The following is a 15101-nucleotide window of genomic DNA, read 5'->3' as shown; positions in this document are numbered from 1 at the left end:
TGCACGCGCTTGGTGCGGGCAAGTTTTGTCCGCTACGTGCGATTCCGAACAAAACGGAAGCGTTCGTATGAAGGATAATGTTCGTTATTGTCGCTTTTAATACAGACACCCGAGGCCCATGCACACAGTCGATGATCATCGCGAGAACGCCAGCGACGCACCCGCAGCAGCACCCGCCGTCGCCCGCGCACCCGCACGCGCTCCCGCCCTGCCCGCACCGGTGGTGAGCTGGCTGCAAAGGGTCGAAGCGGCTGCGCATCCGCAGCCCAAGCTGACCGACGAGGTCGCCGATCCGAAGGCCGTGCAGTACAAGTTTGTCTACGTGATGGCCCCCACCAGCGGCGGACGCCATGTCGCCGTCTGCCTGTGCAAGGCGCGCCTGCGCCCGAACGGCGAGGTGGCCGCCGCCAGCCCGGTGAGCGAAGTGTTCTCGCTGCTGTCGGCGCCACCAAGCTACCTGGAAGGCGACGATGTCGACCTGGTGCGCTTCTTCATCGCGATGCGCAGCGGCTCGGCCCAGGGCACCAGCGCCACCGAACCGAAGGGCAAGGTCGGCGCCATCCTGCTGCAGATGCTGCTCGAGCAGGGCAAGCTGTTGTGGGCGAACTCGTGGTCCGACATGGCCAATGGCCTCGTGTATCCGCTGCAGGCCGGCCCGACCCGCCTGGCCAGCCTGGCCTGGCGTGACGAAGGCCGCGTCGCCAAGCTCGGATGGTCGGTGGAACCGGCCAAGGGCGCGACCCACAGCGGCGCCGACCTGATCGACTACATGCTGCCGACCGACCCGCCGTGGTATATCGACAACCTGTCGATCGGGCCGCTCGAACTGAACCGCGGCGGTATCGACATCTCGCTGGCCGAACTGCAGGCGCTGGTAGCCCAGGCCCCGACCCTCACCGGCACCGACAAGAAGCGCGTCTCGCAACTGCTGCTGGCGCACGGCCTGCAGCAGCTGATGCCGCTGCCGCAGCCGCTGACCCAGCGCCTGCGCAACGACGTCAAACCCATCCCGCACCTGCTGCTCGATTCGGTGCAGCTGGCCGACGGCGGCAGCCCGCGCTGGCACGACTTCGCGGTGCTGGCCTACGACTACGACGGCCAGCGCGTCTCCTTCGACCCGGCCCAGCGCGTGGTGCGCCAGATCGGCGACGTCACCGAGGTCATCGAGCGCGACCCGAAAGCCGAAGCCGCGGCCCTCAACCGGCTGAACGAGATCGGTTTCCGCAAGCCGGCCACCGCGCCTTTCAACGCGATGGCCGGCGCGCTGGTGCTGGACAGCCAGGCGCACTGGCTGCGCTTCGCCGAGAACGATCTCGACGCCCTGTCCGACGCCGGCTGGCACCTGCAGAAGTCGGCCAAGTACCGCTATGACGTGGTGCCGGTCGAAGACTGGTATGCCGACATCGACGAACCTGAAGAAGCAGGCAATGCCTGGTTCGAGCTGGAACTCGGCATCGTGGTGGCGCGCAAGCGCGTGCCGCTGCTGCCGGTGCTGGTGCAGCTGATCCGCAACGCGCCCGCGGACTTCGATCCCGCGGTTCTGGCCGCGCACGCCGACGCCGACGAGATGCTGGCCACCCTGCCGGACGGCCTGCGCGTGGCGCTGCCGTGGGGCCGCCTCAAGCCCATCCTGGCGACCCTGGGCGAGCTGTACTTCAACGACAAGATCAAGGCGCGCATGCGCATGTCGACGCTCGACGCGGCGCGCCTGGAAGAACTGGCGCGCGGCCTCGAGCTGCGCTGGACCGGCGGTGAGCGCCTGCGCGAAACCGGCCGCAAGCTGAGCCAGTTCGGCGCGGTCAAGAAGGTCGAACCGCCGAAAGGCCTGCAGGCCACGCTGCGCGACTACCAGCTGGACGGCCTGTCGTGGATGCAGTTCCTGCGCGAGTATGACCTCGGCGGCATCCTGGCCGACGACATGGGCCTCGGCAAGACCGTGCAGACCCTGGCGCACATCCTCACCGAGAAGGAAGCGGGCCGCCTGACCAGCCCGGCCCTGGTGATCGCCCCGACCAGCCTGATGGCCAACTGGCAGGACGAAGCCGCGCGCTTCGCCCCGGACCTGAAGGTGCTGCTCCTGCAGGGCAAGGAGCGCATGGACCTGTTCGACCAGATCGACAGCGCCGATATCGTCCTGACCACCTACGCGCTGCTGCCGCGCGACGAAGAAAAGCTGCGCGAGCACCACTACCACCTGGTGATCCTGGACGAATCGCACTACATCAAGAACACCCGTTCCAAGGCGGCGCAGACGGCCGGCTCGCTGAACGCCAACCACCGCCTGTGCCTGTCCGGCACCCCGCTGGAAAACCACCTGGGCGAGCTGTGGTCGCAGTTCCACTTCCTGCTGCCGGGCCTGCTGGGCGACGAGAAGACCTTCAACAACCAGTTCCGCCACCCGATCGAACGCCAGGACGACACGGTGCGCCGCATCCTGCTGAGCCGCCGCATCAAGCCCTTCCTGCTGCGCCGTACCAAAGACCACGTGGCCAAGGAACTGCCGGAAAAGACCGAGATGGTGCGCCGGATCGAGCTCTCCGGTCCTCAGCGCGACCTCTACGAGACGGTGCGCCTGGCGATGGACAAGAAGGTGCGCGACGAGATCGACCGCAAGGGCGTGGCGCGCAGCCAGATCGTCATCCTGGAAGCACTGCTGAAACTGCGCCAGGTCTGCTGCGATCCGCGCCTGGTCAAGGCCATGCCGGCCAAGAAGAATGCGGCGCCGGTGTCGGCCAAGCTGGCCGACCTGATGCAGATGGTCGAAGACCTGCTGCAGGAAGGCCGCAAGATCCTGGTCTTCTCGCAGTTCACCAGCATGCTGTTCCTGATCGAGGAAGAACTCGCGGCGCGCGGCATCCACTACGCCCTGCTCACCGGCGAGACGCGCGACCGCTCGGCCCAGGTGGCCGCCTTCCAGCAGGGCGCGGTGCCGATCTTCCTGATCAGCCTGAAGGCCGGCGGCGTGGGCCTGAACCTGACCGCGGCCGACACCGTGATCCACTACGACCCGTGGTGGAACCCGGCGGCCGAGAACCAGGCCACCGACCGCGCCTGGCGCATCGGCCAGGATAAGCCCGTGTTCGTATACAAGCTGATCGCCAAAGGTACGCTGGAAGAAAAGATCCAGCAGCTGCAGATGAAGAAGTCGGAGCTGGCGCAGTCGATCCTGTCCGAAGGCGAATCGCAGAAGATGGCGCTGACGCAGGAAGACCTGCAGGCGATCTTCGCACCGCTGGAAGACTGAGTTGTTCCGTAGGGTGGGCGGGACTTTAGTCCAGTGGACTAAAGTCCCGCCCACGCGGCGATCGGTGACCGCGTGGGCGGCTAAGCCGCCCACCCTACGGAGCCGAAAACAAAAAGGGCGACCGGCATGCCGGTCGCCCTTTTGTCGTTCAGGGGCTTGGGCTTACTTGTAGAAAGCCTCGACCTTGCCCTTCAGCTTGATCAGCATCGGCTTGCCTTTGCGGTCGAGCGTGCGGCCGGCGGCGACCTTGATCCAGCCTTCGCTGATGCAATACTCTTCCACGTCGTGGCGATCCTTGTCGTTGAAGCGGATGCCGATCTCGCGCTGGAAAACGTCGCGGTTATGAAAAGGGCTGCTCGGGTCGATCGAGAGCCGGTCCGGGAGTGGGGGGAGGGTAGCGGTATCGTTCATAGACGCGAATTATCCACCAACTGCGGGCGGCGTGGCGCATTTTTCAATATCCGCGCACAGGAAGGGCCGCAGGATATCGCGGTGCCCGCTTCTATACAAAGAGGCAAAAGCAACGATATACTCGCTGACAACGTTCATTGTCCCATCCATAAGAAAGTGCCCATGGCCAGAAGTACGCCCGCCGTCCCTCCTGCGCCGCACAGCCCGGAGCAGTCCAGCCCCGGCGCGGCCGGCCTCGATGCGCACTTTCGCACGATCGCCGAGCTTGGCGGCGACATCCCGTTCAGCATCGACCTCCCCGCACGCACGCTGCGCTACCTGAGCCCGGCCTTTACCGCCCTGCTGGGCCACGACGCCGGCGCGCTGCAGGCGGCCATCGCGGGCGGCGGCGTACGCCAGGCGCTGGGCGCGCTCGGCATGCATCTGGCCCAGAGTGGCGACGGCCAGCCCGGCGAGCGGCATGTGCAGGAAGTCGACGCGCGCAATGCCGACGGCCATCCGATCGGACTGGAGGTGATCACGACGGTGGTGCGCAATTCCGACGGCAGCAGTTCGCTGGTCGGTTTGCTGCGCGACCTGTCGCCGCAGCGCGCCCACCTGGCCGACCAGCGCCGCTTCGCCAGCATGCTGAACCACGAATTCCGCACCCCGCTGGCGACCATCGACGGCGCGATCCAGCGCCTGGAAGCGACGTCCCACGGTGCCGACGACGCGGTACGCCAGCGCTACCGCAAGATCGCGACCGCGGTGGACCGCCTGATCGAGATGCTGGACGAGTACCTGTCGCCGGACCGCATGGCCGCGATCGGCAAGGTGCGCCAGCCGAACACGATCGCCGCGCGCGAACTGCTGGAGGCCGGCGTGCAACAGGTGCGCGCGGCCGGGCGCGATGCCCGGGTCGAGACAGAGGACATGGAACTGGGATTGCGCGGCGAGCCCGAGGGCTTGCGCCTGGCGCTCAAGGTCCTGGTCGACAATGCCCTGCTGTTTTCGCCGGCCGGCAGCGGCGTGGCGCTGTCGGCGCGGCGCAGCGGCAGCGGGGTCGAGTTCACGGTGCGCGACGAAGGCGCCGGCGTGCCGCCGCAGGATGCCGAGCGCATCTTCGACAAGGGCTACCGCGGCAGCAACGCCGCCGGCCTGCCGGGCAACGGCCTCGGTCTCTATATGGCGCGCTCGATCGTCGACGTCCACGGCGGGATGCTACGCCTGGGAAATGCAGGCGAGGGCGAGGGCGGCGCCGAATTCAGGCTATGGCTACCCGCCCTGCATATAAGCGGACAACAACAACTTGCTTCAAGCAGTTCCAACAGTGATAATCGGAACGATCATTAACATGGCCAATCCATGACGCAGATACTGATTGTTGAAGACAATGGCGAATACGCGGACGACATGGCCGAATTCCTGCGGGAACTCGACCATGATGTCGCGATCGCCAGGACCGCGAGCGAGATGTGGGCGGCGCTGACGCGCACCCCGGCCGCGGTCGTCGTCCTCGACCTCGGCCTGCCCGACGAGGACGGTTTCAACGTCATTCCGCGCATGCGCCAGTTGTATCCCGAGATCGGCCTGCTGGTGCTGACCGGCCGCGTCGCTTTTGACCACCGCATCCTCGGCCTGCGCCTGGGCGCCGACCACTACCTCACCAAGCCGATCAAGTTCCCCGAACTGGCGGCCCATATCGAAGCCCTCGACCGCCGGGTGCGCCCGGCCGATCCGGCCCCGGCGCCGAGCAAGTGGACCCTGCGCGTGAGCGCGCGCCAGCTCGAGCTGGGCGGCAAGGTGATCGACCTGACCGAAAAGGAGTGCAATTTCCTGCACCTCCTGACCATCAACACCCGTCCGGTCCCGCGCCACGTGATCGTGGCCGGCATGGGCGGCGAAGACCCGGACGCCAGCCGCCGGGTCGACATGCTGGTCTACCGCCTGCGCAAGAAAGCGCGCTCCGGCCTCGGCCAGGACCTGCCGCTGCGCAGTGCCTACGGTGAAGGCTACAGCCTCTCGGCTGGCTTCACCCTCGCCTGAGCTGCAAAGCCCTCCGCAGTCTAATTGGGGACAGAGTCAGCCATATTTTTGGCGGCCATGAGATTAATTGGGGACAGAGTCGAATTTCTCGGATAAAATGCCTGCTCGACTTTTGAGCACGCCATGGCACGCCTTCCCCGACTCATCATCCCGAACCAACCGCAGCACCTGATCCAGCGCGGCAACAACCGCCAGCCGATCTTCCATGAAGAGGAAGATTACCAGCGCTTCCTCGCCTGGCTGAAGGAAGCAGCGCGCTTCTACCAGGTGGCGGTCCATGCCTATGTGCTGATGCCGAACCACATCCACTTGCTGGCCACGCCCTCGGACAATGTCGGACTGGCGCTGATGATGCAGAAGGTGGGCCGCTTCTACGTCCCCTGGTTCAATAACAAGTACGCGCGCAGCGGCGGCCTCTTCGAAGGGCGTTTCCGCACTTCGCTGGTGGACACCGAACACTATTTCCTGGCTTGCAGCCGGTATATCGAGCTCAACCCGGTGCGCAATGGCCTTACGACGGGCCCCCTCGACTACCCCTGGTCGAGCTACGCCCACCACACGGGCGTGCGCACCGATGCCCTGGTCACCGACCATCTGCTTTACTGGGGCTTGGGCAACACCCCCTTCCAGCGCGAGGCGGCGTACACCGAGCTGGTCATGCAGGGCATTCCTCAGGACGAAGTCGACTTCATCACTGCTTCCGTCCTGAAGAACCAGCCCCTGGGTTCCGACGCCTTCAAGGCCGAGTTGGAGCGCAAGACCAGGCGCCAGATCCTGCCGGCCAAGCGCGGACGACCGTTCAGGGAACCGATCCCGCCACGTCCCGAGCCCTAAGGGCCTGCCCATCCGGTCTACGGCACGATGTTTCGTGCCGTTTTTTTTTATTCGTTCATCGAACAGCTGATTCATAAGAATCAAGGACTTATAGGCGAGTCACGGGACTTGTCCGTCTCTTGATTCACTCTGTCCCTAATTAAATTGAAGTTCCAAAAGTTGTCAAACAATTCGACTCCGACCCTAATTATTCTTGTTGCTGTCTCTGCTGCGTTGCACTATTCTCGGTCCTCGACCCCCGATAAAGTTGTGGAGATTGCCTCATGATTGCCCAAGGTTTGTACGATCCCGCCAATGAGCACGATGCCTGCGGCGTCGGTTTCATCGCCCATATCAAGGGCAACAAGAGCCACTCGATCATCGAGCAGGGCCTGCAGATCCTGAAGAACCTGGACCACCGCGGTGCGGTCGGCGCCGACCCGCTGATGGGCGACGGCGCCGGCATCCTGATCCAGATTCCGGACCAGTACTTCCGCGACGAGATGGCCAAGCAGGGCGTCGAACTGCCGCCGCCCGGCGAGTACGGCGTCGGCATGGTGTTCCTGCCGAAGGAACACGCTTCGCGCATCGCCTGCGAACAGGAAATCGAGCGCGCCGTGCGCATCGAAGGCCAGGTCGTGCTCGGCTGGCGCAACGTGCCGGTCGACGAGACCATGCCGATGTCGCCCTTCGTGAAGAAGAAGGAACCGGTGATCCGCCAGATCTTCATCGGCCGCGGCCCGGACATCATGGTCACCGACGCGCTCGAGCGCAAGCTCTACGTCATCCGCAAATCGTCCGGCCACGCGATCCAGGCCCTGAAGCTCCTGCACGGCAAGGAGTTCTTCGTGCCCTCGATGTCGGCCCGCACCATCGTCTACAAGGGCCTGCTGCTGGCCGACCAGGTCGGCGTCTACTACAGGGACCTGCAGGATCCGCGCTGCATCTCGGCCCTGGCGCTGGTGCACCAGCGCTTCTCGACCAACACCTTCCCGGAATGGCCGCTGGCCCACCCCTACCGCCTGATCGCGCACAACGGCGAGATCAACACCGTGAAGGGCAACTTCAACTGGACCCGCGCCCGCGAAGGCATGCTCAAGTCAGCCGTGCTGGGCGAAGACCTGGGTAAACTCTTTCCGCTGATTTACGAAGGCCAGTCCGACACCGCCTGCTTCGACAACGCGCTCGAACTCCTGGTGATGGCCGGCTATCCGGTGGCCCAGGCGATGATGATGATGATCCCGGAAGCCTGGGAAAACCACACGTCGATGGACGACAACCGCCGTGCCTTCTACGAATACCACGCCGCGATGATGGAACCCTGGGACGGCCCCGCCGCCATGGCCTTCACCGACGGCCGCCACATCGGCGGCACCCTCGACCGCAACGGCCTGCGCCCGGCGCGCTATGTGATCACCGAGGACGACCTGGTGGTGATGGCTTCCGAATCGGGCGTGCTGCCGATTCCCGAATCGCGCATCGTCAAGAAGTGGCGCCTCCAGCCGGGCAAGATGTTCCTGATCGACCTGGAAGCCGGCCGCATCATCGACGACAAGGAACTGAAGGACACCTACTCGAACGCCAAGCCCTATAAGGCCTGGATCAAGTCGGTGCGCATCAAGCTCAACGAAATCAAGCTGTCCGAATCGCAGCTGCTGCAGCACCGCGCCAAGGATGCGCAGGGCGAGAAGGCCCCGATCGCGCTGCTGGATCGCCAGCAGGCCTTTGGCTACACCCAGGAAGACCTGAAGTTCCTGATGGCGCCGATGGCGGTGCTGGCCGAGGAAGCCACCGGCTCGATGGGCAACGACTCGCCGCTGGCGGTGATGTCGAACAAGCTGAAACCCCTATATCACTACTTCAAGCAGCTGTTCGCCCAGGTGACCAATCCGCCGATCGACCCGATCCGCGAAAGCATGGTGATGTCGCTGGTGTCCTTCATCGGACCCAAGCCCAACCTGCTGGATACCAATAACGTCAACCCGCCGATGCGCCTGGAAGTCTCGCAGCCGATCCTCGGCTTCGACGACATGGCGCGCCTGCGCGGCATCAGCTCGCACACCGGCGGCAAGTTCAAGTCCTATGAGCTGAACATCTGCTATCCGGTCGCCTGGGGCAAGGAAGGCATCGAAGCCTCGCTCGCCTCGCTGTGCGCGGAAGCCGTGGACGCGGTCAAGTCGGGCCACAACATCCTGATCGTCTCGGACCGCAACATGTCGAGCGAGCAGGTGGCGATCCCGGCGCTGCTCGCGACTTCCACCATCCACCAGCACCTGGTGGGCCGCGGCCTGCGCGCCTCCACCGGCCTGGTGGTGGAAACCGGCTCGGCGCGCGAGACCCATCACTTCGCCCTGCTGGCCGGCTACGGCGCGGAAGCCGTGCACCCTTACCTGGCGCTCGAAACCCTGGCCGACCTGGCGCACAACCTGCCGCACGAGATGGACGCCGACAAGGCGATCTACAACTACACCAAGGCGGTCGGCAAGGGCCTGATGAAGGTGATGTCCAAGATGGGCATCTCGACCTACATGTCCTACTGCGGCGCCCAGATCTTCGAGGCCGTGGGCCTGAACAAGTCGCTGGTCGACAAATACTTCCGCGGCACCTCGTCGACGGTGGAGGGCATCGGCCTGTTCGAAGTGGCGGAAGAAGCGCTGCGCCTGCATTCGCTCGCCTTCGGCAACGACCCGATCCTCGCCAACGCTCTCGACACCGGCGGCGAATATGCCTTCCGCGTGCGCGGCGAAGACCACCTGTGGACCCCGGACGCCATCGCCAAGCTGCAGCACTCGACCCGCGCCAACAACTACAGCACCTATAAAGAGTACGCGCAGATCATCAACGACCAGAGCCGCCGCCACCTGACCCTGCGCGGCCTGTTCGAGTTCAGGATCGATCCGTCGAAAGCCATCCCGCTGGAGGAAGTCGAACCGGCCAAGGACATCGTCAAGCGTTTTGCTACCGGCGCGATGTCGCTCGGTTCGATCAGCACCGAAGCCCACGCCACGCTGGCGATCGCGATGAACCGCATCGGCGGCAAATCGAACACCGGCGAAGGCGGTGAAGACCCGCGCCGCTACATGGGCGAGTTCAAGGGCATCAAGATCGCCAAGGGCGAAACCCTGGCCTCGATCCTGGGCTCGGACCGCGTCGTGGCCGACATCCCGCTGGAAGAAGGCGACTCGCTGCGCTCGAAGATCAAGCAGGTGGCCTCGGGTCGCTTCGGCGTCTCCGCCGAGTACCTGGCATCGGCCGATCAAATCCAGATCAAGATGGCGCAAGGCGCCAAGCCGGGCGAAGGCGGCCAGCTGCCGGGCCACAAGGTGACCGAATACATCGCCAGCTTGCGCGTGTCGGTGCCGGGCGTGGGCCTGATCTCGCCGCCGCCGCACCATGACATCTATTCGATCGAAGACCTGGCCCAGCTGATCCACGACCTGAAGAACGCCAACCCGAACGCCTCGATCTCGGTGAAGCTGGTGTCGGAAGTCGGCATCGGCACCGTGGCCGCGGGCGTCTCCAAGGCCAAGGCCGACCATGTGGTGGTCGCCGGCCACGACGGCGGCACCGGCGCGTCGCCGCTGTCCTCGGTCAAGCATGCCGGCACTCCGTGGGAACTGGGCCTGGCCGAGACCCAGCAGACGCTGGTGCTCAACGGCCTGCGCAGCCGTATCCGCGTCCAGGCCGATGGCCAGATGCGTACCGGCCGCGACGTCGTGGTGGCCGCGATGCTGGGCGCCGACGAAATCGGTTTTGCGACCGCACCGCTGGTGGTGGAAGGCTGCATCATGATGCGCAAGTGCCACCTGAATACCTGCCCGGTGGGCGTGGCGACCCAGGACCCGGTCCTGCGCGCCAAGTTCCAGGGCAAGCCCGAGCACGTGGTGAACTACTTCTTCTTCGTCGCCGAAGAAGCACGCCAGATCATGGCGCAGCTGGGCATCCGCAGCTACGACGAACTGATCGGCCGTACCGACCTGCTGGACAAGGCCAAGGCCGTTGGACACTGGAAGGCACAGGGCCTGGACTTCTCGAACATCTTCTACCAGCCGAAGACGGATTCGCCGCGTGCCCTGTTCCACACCGATGGCCAGGACCACGGCCTCGACCGCGCGCTGGACCACAAGCTGATCGCCCAGGCCAAGGCCGCGCTGGAGAAGGGCGAACGCGTGTCCTTCATCTCGCCGGTGAAGAACCTGAACCGCACCGTGGGCACCATGCTGTCGGGCGAAGTGGCCAAGCGCTACGGCCATGCCGGCCTGCCGGACGACACCATCCACATCCAGCTGCAGGGCACCGCCGGCCAGTCGGCCGCGGCCTTCCTGGCGGCCGGCATCACGATCGACCTGGTGGGCGAGGGCAACGACTACGTCGGCAAGGGCCTGTCGGGCGGCCGCATCATCGTGCGTCCGAACACCGAGTTCCGTGGCTGGGCAGTGGACAACATCATCGTCGGGAACACGGTGCTGTATGGCGCGATTGCCGGCGAAGCCTTCTTCAACGGCGTGGCCGGCGAACGCTTCGCGGTGCGTAACTCGGGCGCCACGGCAGTGGTCGAGGGCTGCGGCGACCACGGTTGCGAATACATGACCGGCGGTACCGTCGTGGTGCTGGGCGAGACCGGCCGCAACTTCGCGGCGGGCATGTCGGGCGGCGTCGCCTACGTGTACGACCCGAAGGGCGAGTTCGAGGCGAAGTGCAATACGTCGATGGTCAACCTGGAGCCGGTCTTGACGACCAAGCAGCAGGGCGACAAGGCAGGCTGGCACAGCCAGACCCGCGATGGCGAGCGCGAATCGGATGAGGTCATCCTGCGCCGCCTGATCGAGCGCCACTTCAAGCACACCGGCTCGACCCGCGCGCGCAACCTGCTGGACGACTGGGCCAACAGCCGCGGCAAGTTCGTCAAGGTCTTCCCGACCGACTACAAGCGGGCGCTCGAAGAGATGCACAACTCGAGCATGGAAGAGGCGAACGACAAGATCGAGCTCGCAGCTTAGCGCCTAACAATTCCCCCCATGGCTGCGTTGCATCGTCTCGCCGTACTATCGTACTGTCTTCGACGATGCGCCTTGCCCTGGTGGTTTTGTTAGACGCTCTTAATCGGAAATAAGGAAAACAACGTGGGCAAAATTACCGGCTTCATGGAATTCGAACGGCAGGAAGAGGGTCACCTCGAACCCACCGATCGCGTCAAGAACTACAAGGAATTCGTGCTGACCCTGACCGACGGCCAGGCCAAGGTGCAGGGGGCGCGCTGCATGGATTGCGGCATCCCCTTCTGTAACACGGGCTGCCCGGTCAACAACATGATCCCGGACTGGAATGACCTGGTCTACCACGGCAACTACCGTGCGGCCGTCGAGAACCTCCATTCGACCAACAACTTCCCCGAGTTCACCGGCCGCATCTGCCCGGCGCCCTGCGAATCGGCCTGCACCCTGGGCATCAACGACGACCCGGTCGGCATCAAGTCGATCGAGCGCAAGATTGCGGACGCAGGCTGGGAGCACGGCTGGATCGTGCCGCAGCCGGCGGCAAGCAAGACCGGGAAGAAGGTCGCCGTGGTCGGCTCCGGCCCCGCGGGCCTGGCCGCCGCCCAGCAGCTTGCGCGCGTGGGCCACGACGTGACCGTGTTCGAGAAGAGCGACCGCATCGGCGGCCTGCTGCGCTACGGGATCCCCGACTTCAAGATGGAGAAGGGCCTGATCGACCGCCGCGTGGAGCAGATGCAGGCCGAGGGCGTGGTGTTCCGCACCAGTGTCCTGATCGGCAAGGATTTCCCGGCTACCGTCAGCAACATGGCGCGCGACACCATCTTCCCGGAAGACCTGGAAAAGGACTTCGACGCCGTCGTGCTGGCCGGCGGCGCCGAGCAGCCGCGCGACCTGCCGGTCCCGGGCCGCGAACTGAAGGGCGTGCACTTCGCAATGGATTTCCTGCCGCAGCAGAACCGGGTGAACGCCGGCGACAAGCTGAAGGACCAGATCAAGGCCACCGGCAAACACGTGGTCGTGATCGGCGGCGGCGACACCGGTTCCGACTGCGTCGGCACCTCGAACCGCCACGGCGCCGCGTCCGTGACCCAGTTCGAGCTGATGCCGATGCCGCCGGAGCACGAGAACAAGCCGCTGGTCTGGCCCTACTGGCCGACCCGCCTGCGCACCTCGTCCTCCCATGAGGAAGGCTGCCAGCGCGACTGGGCGGTGGCCACCAAGCGCCTGGAAGGCAAGGGTGGCAAGCTGGAAAAGCTGGTCGCCTGCCGCGTCGAGTGGAAGGACGGCAAGATGATCGAAGTCCCGGACTCGGAATTCGAGATGAAAGCCGACCTGGTGTTCCTGGCCATGGGCTTCGTGTCGCCGGTGCAGAACGTGCTGGACGCCTTCGGCGTGCAAAAGGATGCCCGCGGCAATGCCCGCGCCGCGACCGAGGGGGAGCGTTCCTACCAGACCTCGAAGCCGAACGTGTTCGCCGCCGGCGACATGCGCCGCGGCCAGTCGCTGGTCGTATGGGCAATCCGCGAAGGGCGACAGTGTGCCCGTGCGGTCGATGAATTCCTGATGGGAAGTTCGGTACTGCCGCGCTGACGCGGCAAACCCGGGACAAAGGCGGCTGCGGCCGCCTTTTCTTTTGGCTCGCCGGTCCGGCTGTGGATATGGACCAACAAGCAGCGGCTTTTTGACACTTACCGACACACTTATGTGCGTGCCCGCACGACCATTCGGGGGCTGATTTCTTTAGCCTAGGGTTTATTGCAGCGCATCACATGACATGCAGGTGAGCGCTGCATGAACATCAGTCACAAATTATTGCTCATCAGCATTTATTGATAGAATTCAATAAAGAGCAACATTGCTAGACATACATATCTCTGAAAAAACAAGAGCTTACACGCACAAATATCTGACCCATGGGTTAGTTTTGTTGTAATAGTACCTCGTGAAAGCGGGCCAAAATGGGGCAGCGCAAGCGAGGGTTGAGCTTTCTGCACTACAATAACGGATTACCCAAATACCAATCACGCTGTGTCGAACCTAGTCGAAATCCGCGATCTGCACTTTGCGTACGGAGAGCGTTCCATCCTGTCGAACCTCCGCATGGATTTTCCACGCGGCAAGCTCGTCGCCGTCATGGGCGGCTCGGGCTGTGGCAAGACGACCGTCCTGCGCCTGATCGGCGGCCAGATCCGCCCCCAGCGCGGTGAAGTGCGCGTGAATGGCGAAGTCGTGCACAAGCTCAATACCGAAGGCCTGTACCGCCTGCGCCGCCGCATGGGCATGCTGTTCCAGTTCGGCGCCCTGTTTACCGACCTGTCCGTATTCGACAACGTCGCCTTTCCGCTGCGCGAGCACACCGACCTGCCGGAAGAGCTGATTCGCGACCTGGTCCTCATGAAGCTGAACGCCGTCGGCCTGCGCAATGCGCACAAGCTCAAGCCTGCCGAGATCTCCGGCGGCATGGCGCGCAGGGTGGCGGTGGCGCGCGCCGTCGCGCTCGATCCGGAACTGATCATGTACGACGAGCCTTTCGCCGGCCTCGATCCGATCTCGATGGGCGTTACCGCCAACCTGATCCGCAACCTGAACGATGCCCTCGGCTCGACCTCGATCCTCGTGTCGCACGACGTGCACGAATGCTTCGCCATCGCCGACTACGTGTACTTCATGTCGGCAGGCAAAATCGTTGCGGAAGGCACGCCGGCCGAGCTGCGCGTCTCGGAAGACCCCTACGTGAAGCAGTTCGTGAACGCCGCGCCGGACGGCCCCGTGCCCTTCCACTATCCGGGCAAGTCGCTGGCCGACGACCTCGGGCTGGGAGCGCGCAAATGATTACCCGCCTCCTGGAAACCATCGGGCGCAACGTGCGCGAGGCCATTGCCAGCGTCGGCTTCGCTACCCGTGCCTTCTTCAACCTGCTCAGCGTTTCGCCCGGCTCGTTCAAGCGTCCGGCCCTGATCTCGGAGCAGGTCCACTTCATCGGCAATTATTCGCTGGTGATCATCATCGTCTCCGGCCTGTTTGTCGGCATGGTGCTCGGGCTGCAGGGCTATTACACCCTGAACCAGTACGGCGCCGAGCAGGCGCTGGGGCAGGTGGTGGCGCTGGCGCTGGTGCGCGAGCTGGGCCCGGTCGTGACCGCGCTGCTGTTCGCCGGCCGTGCCGGCACCTCGCTAACGGCCCAGATCGGCCTGATGAAAGCGGGCGAGCAGCTGTCCGCCATGGAAATGATGGCAATTAATCCGGTCCAACGTGTGCTGGCCCCGCGTTTCTGGGGCGGCGTCATTGCCATGCCGATCCTGGCGGCCATCTTCTCGGCCGTGGGCGTGTTCGGCGGCTACCTGGTCGGCGTCCAGCTGATCGGCGTCGACGAAGGCGCGTTCTGGTCGCAGATGCAGGCCGGTGTGGATGTGCGCGCTGACGTACTGAACGGTGTGCTCAAAAGCTTTATCTTCGGTGTCGCGGTCACGTTCACGGCGCTGTTCCAGGGTTACCAGACCAAGCCAACGCCGGAAGACGTGTCGCGCGCTACCACGCGCACCGTCGTCATCGCGTCGCTGCTGGTCTGGGGCCTGGACTTCATCATGACCGCTTTGATGTTTAATAAGTAA

At 64.5% G+C, this 15101-nt stretch carries 9 protein-coding genes; 8 read left to right on the top strand and 1 reads right to left on the bottom strand.

Annotated features, from left to right (window positions below; all coding sequences use genetic code 11):
- The first annotated feature begins 118 nt into the window (after positions 1 to 118).
- Positions 119 to 3244: a DEAD/DEAH box helicase gene (locus LK542_RS04155; RefSeq protein ID WP_227810925.1), complete on the top strand. Its 3126-nt coding sequence runs from the start codon at positions 119 to 121 to the stop codon at positions 3242 to 3244.
- Between the two features lie 162 nt (positions 3245 to 3406).
- On the opposite strand, the gene LK542_RS04150 is transcribed toward LK542_RS04155, so the two are convergent.
- Complete coding sequence (locus tag LK542_RS04150; RefSeq protein WP_159699730.1) at positions 3407 to 3655, bottom strand: DUF3297 family protein; 249 nt, start codon at positions 3653 to 3655, stop codon at positions 3407 to 3409.
- A 162-nt stretch (positions 3656 to 3817) separates the two neighbouring features.
- Here LK542_RS04150 and LK542_RS04145 point away from each other — a divergent pair, with 162 nt between their 5' ends.
- The 7 genes from LK542_RS04145 (at position 3818) to mlaE (ending at position 15101) form a co-directional block, all read left to right on the top strand.
- Positions 3818 to 4987 carry a sensor histidine kinase KdpD gene (locus LK542_RS04145; RefSeq protein WP_227810924.1) on the top strand — a complete coding sequence of 390 codons (1170 nt, stop codon included), beginning with the start codon at positions 3818 to 3820 and terminating at the stop codon, positions 4985 to 4987.
- Between the two features lie 12 nt (positions 4988 to 4999).
- On the top strand, positions 5000 to 5680 hold the full coding sequence (locus LK542_RS04140; RefSeq protein ID WP_227801304.1) for a response regulator transcription factor: 681 nt from the start codon (positions 5000 to 5002) through the stop codon (positions 5678 to 5680).
- Positions 5681 to 5803: 123 nt separating this feature from the next.
- Positions 5804 to 6514, top strand: coding sequence for a transposase (locus tag LK542_RS04135; RefSeq protein WP_227810923.1), 711 nt, complete (start codon positions 5804 to 5806; stop codon positions 6512 to 6514).
- A 263-nt stretch (positions 6515 to 6777) separates the two neighbouring features.
- Positions 6778 to 11493 carry a glutamate synthase-related protein gene (locus LK542_RS04130; RefSeq protein ID WP_227810922.1) on the top strand — a complete coding sequence of 1572 codons (4716 nt, stop codon included), beginning with the start codon at positions 6778 to 6780 and terminating at the stop codon, positions 11491 to 11493.
- A gap of 123 nt (positions 11494 to 11616) precedes the next feature.
- On the top strand, positions 11617 to 13080 hold the full coding sequence (locus LK542_RS04125; RefSeq protein WP_227801301.1) for a glutamate synthase small subunit: 1464 nt from the start codon (positions 11617 to 11619) through the stop codon (positions 13078 to 13080).
- 438 nt (positions 13081 to 13518) lie between these two features.
- Positions 13519 to 14322, top strand: a complete 804-nt coding sequence (locus LK542_RS04120) for an ATP-binding cassette domain-containing protein (protein WP_227801300.1) — start codon at positions 13519 to 13521, stop codon at positions 14320 to 14322.
- Positions 14319 to 15101, top strand: coding sequence for a lipid asymmetry maintenance ABC transporter permease subunit MlaE (gene mlaE / locus LK542_RS04115; protein ID WP_227801299.1), 783 nt, complete (start codon positions 14319 to 14321; stop codon positions 15099 to 15101). Before LK542_RS04120 ends, mlaE begins: the two co-directional genes overlap by 4 nt.

It is taken from the genome of Massilia sp. IC2-477 (assembly GCF_020707265.1).
In the GTDB taxonomy this organism is placed as follows: Bacteria; Pseudomonadota; Gammaproteobacteria; order Burkholderiales; family Burkholderiaceae_D; genus Telluria.
Note: the sequence above shows the minus strand (reverse complement) of the source record. Positions and strands in the feature narration are given on the sequence as shown.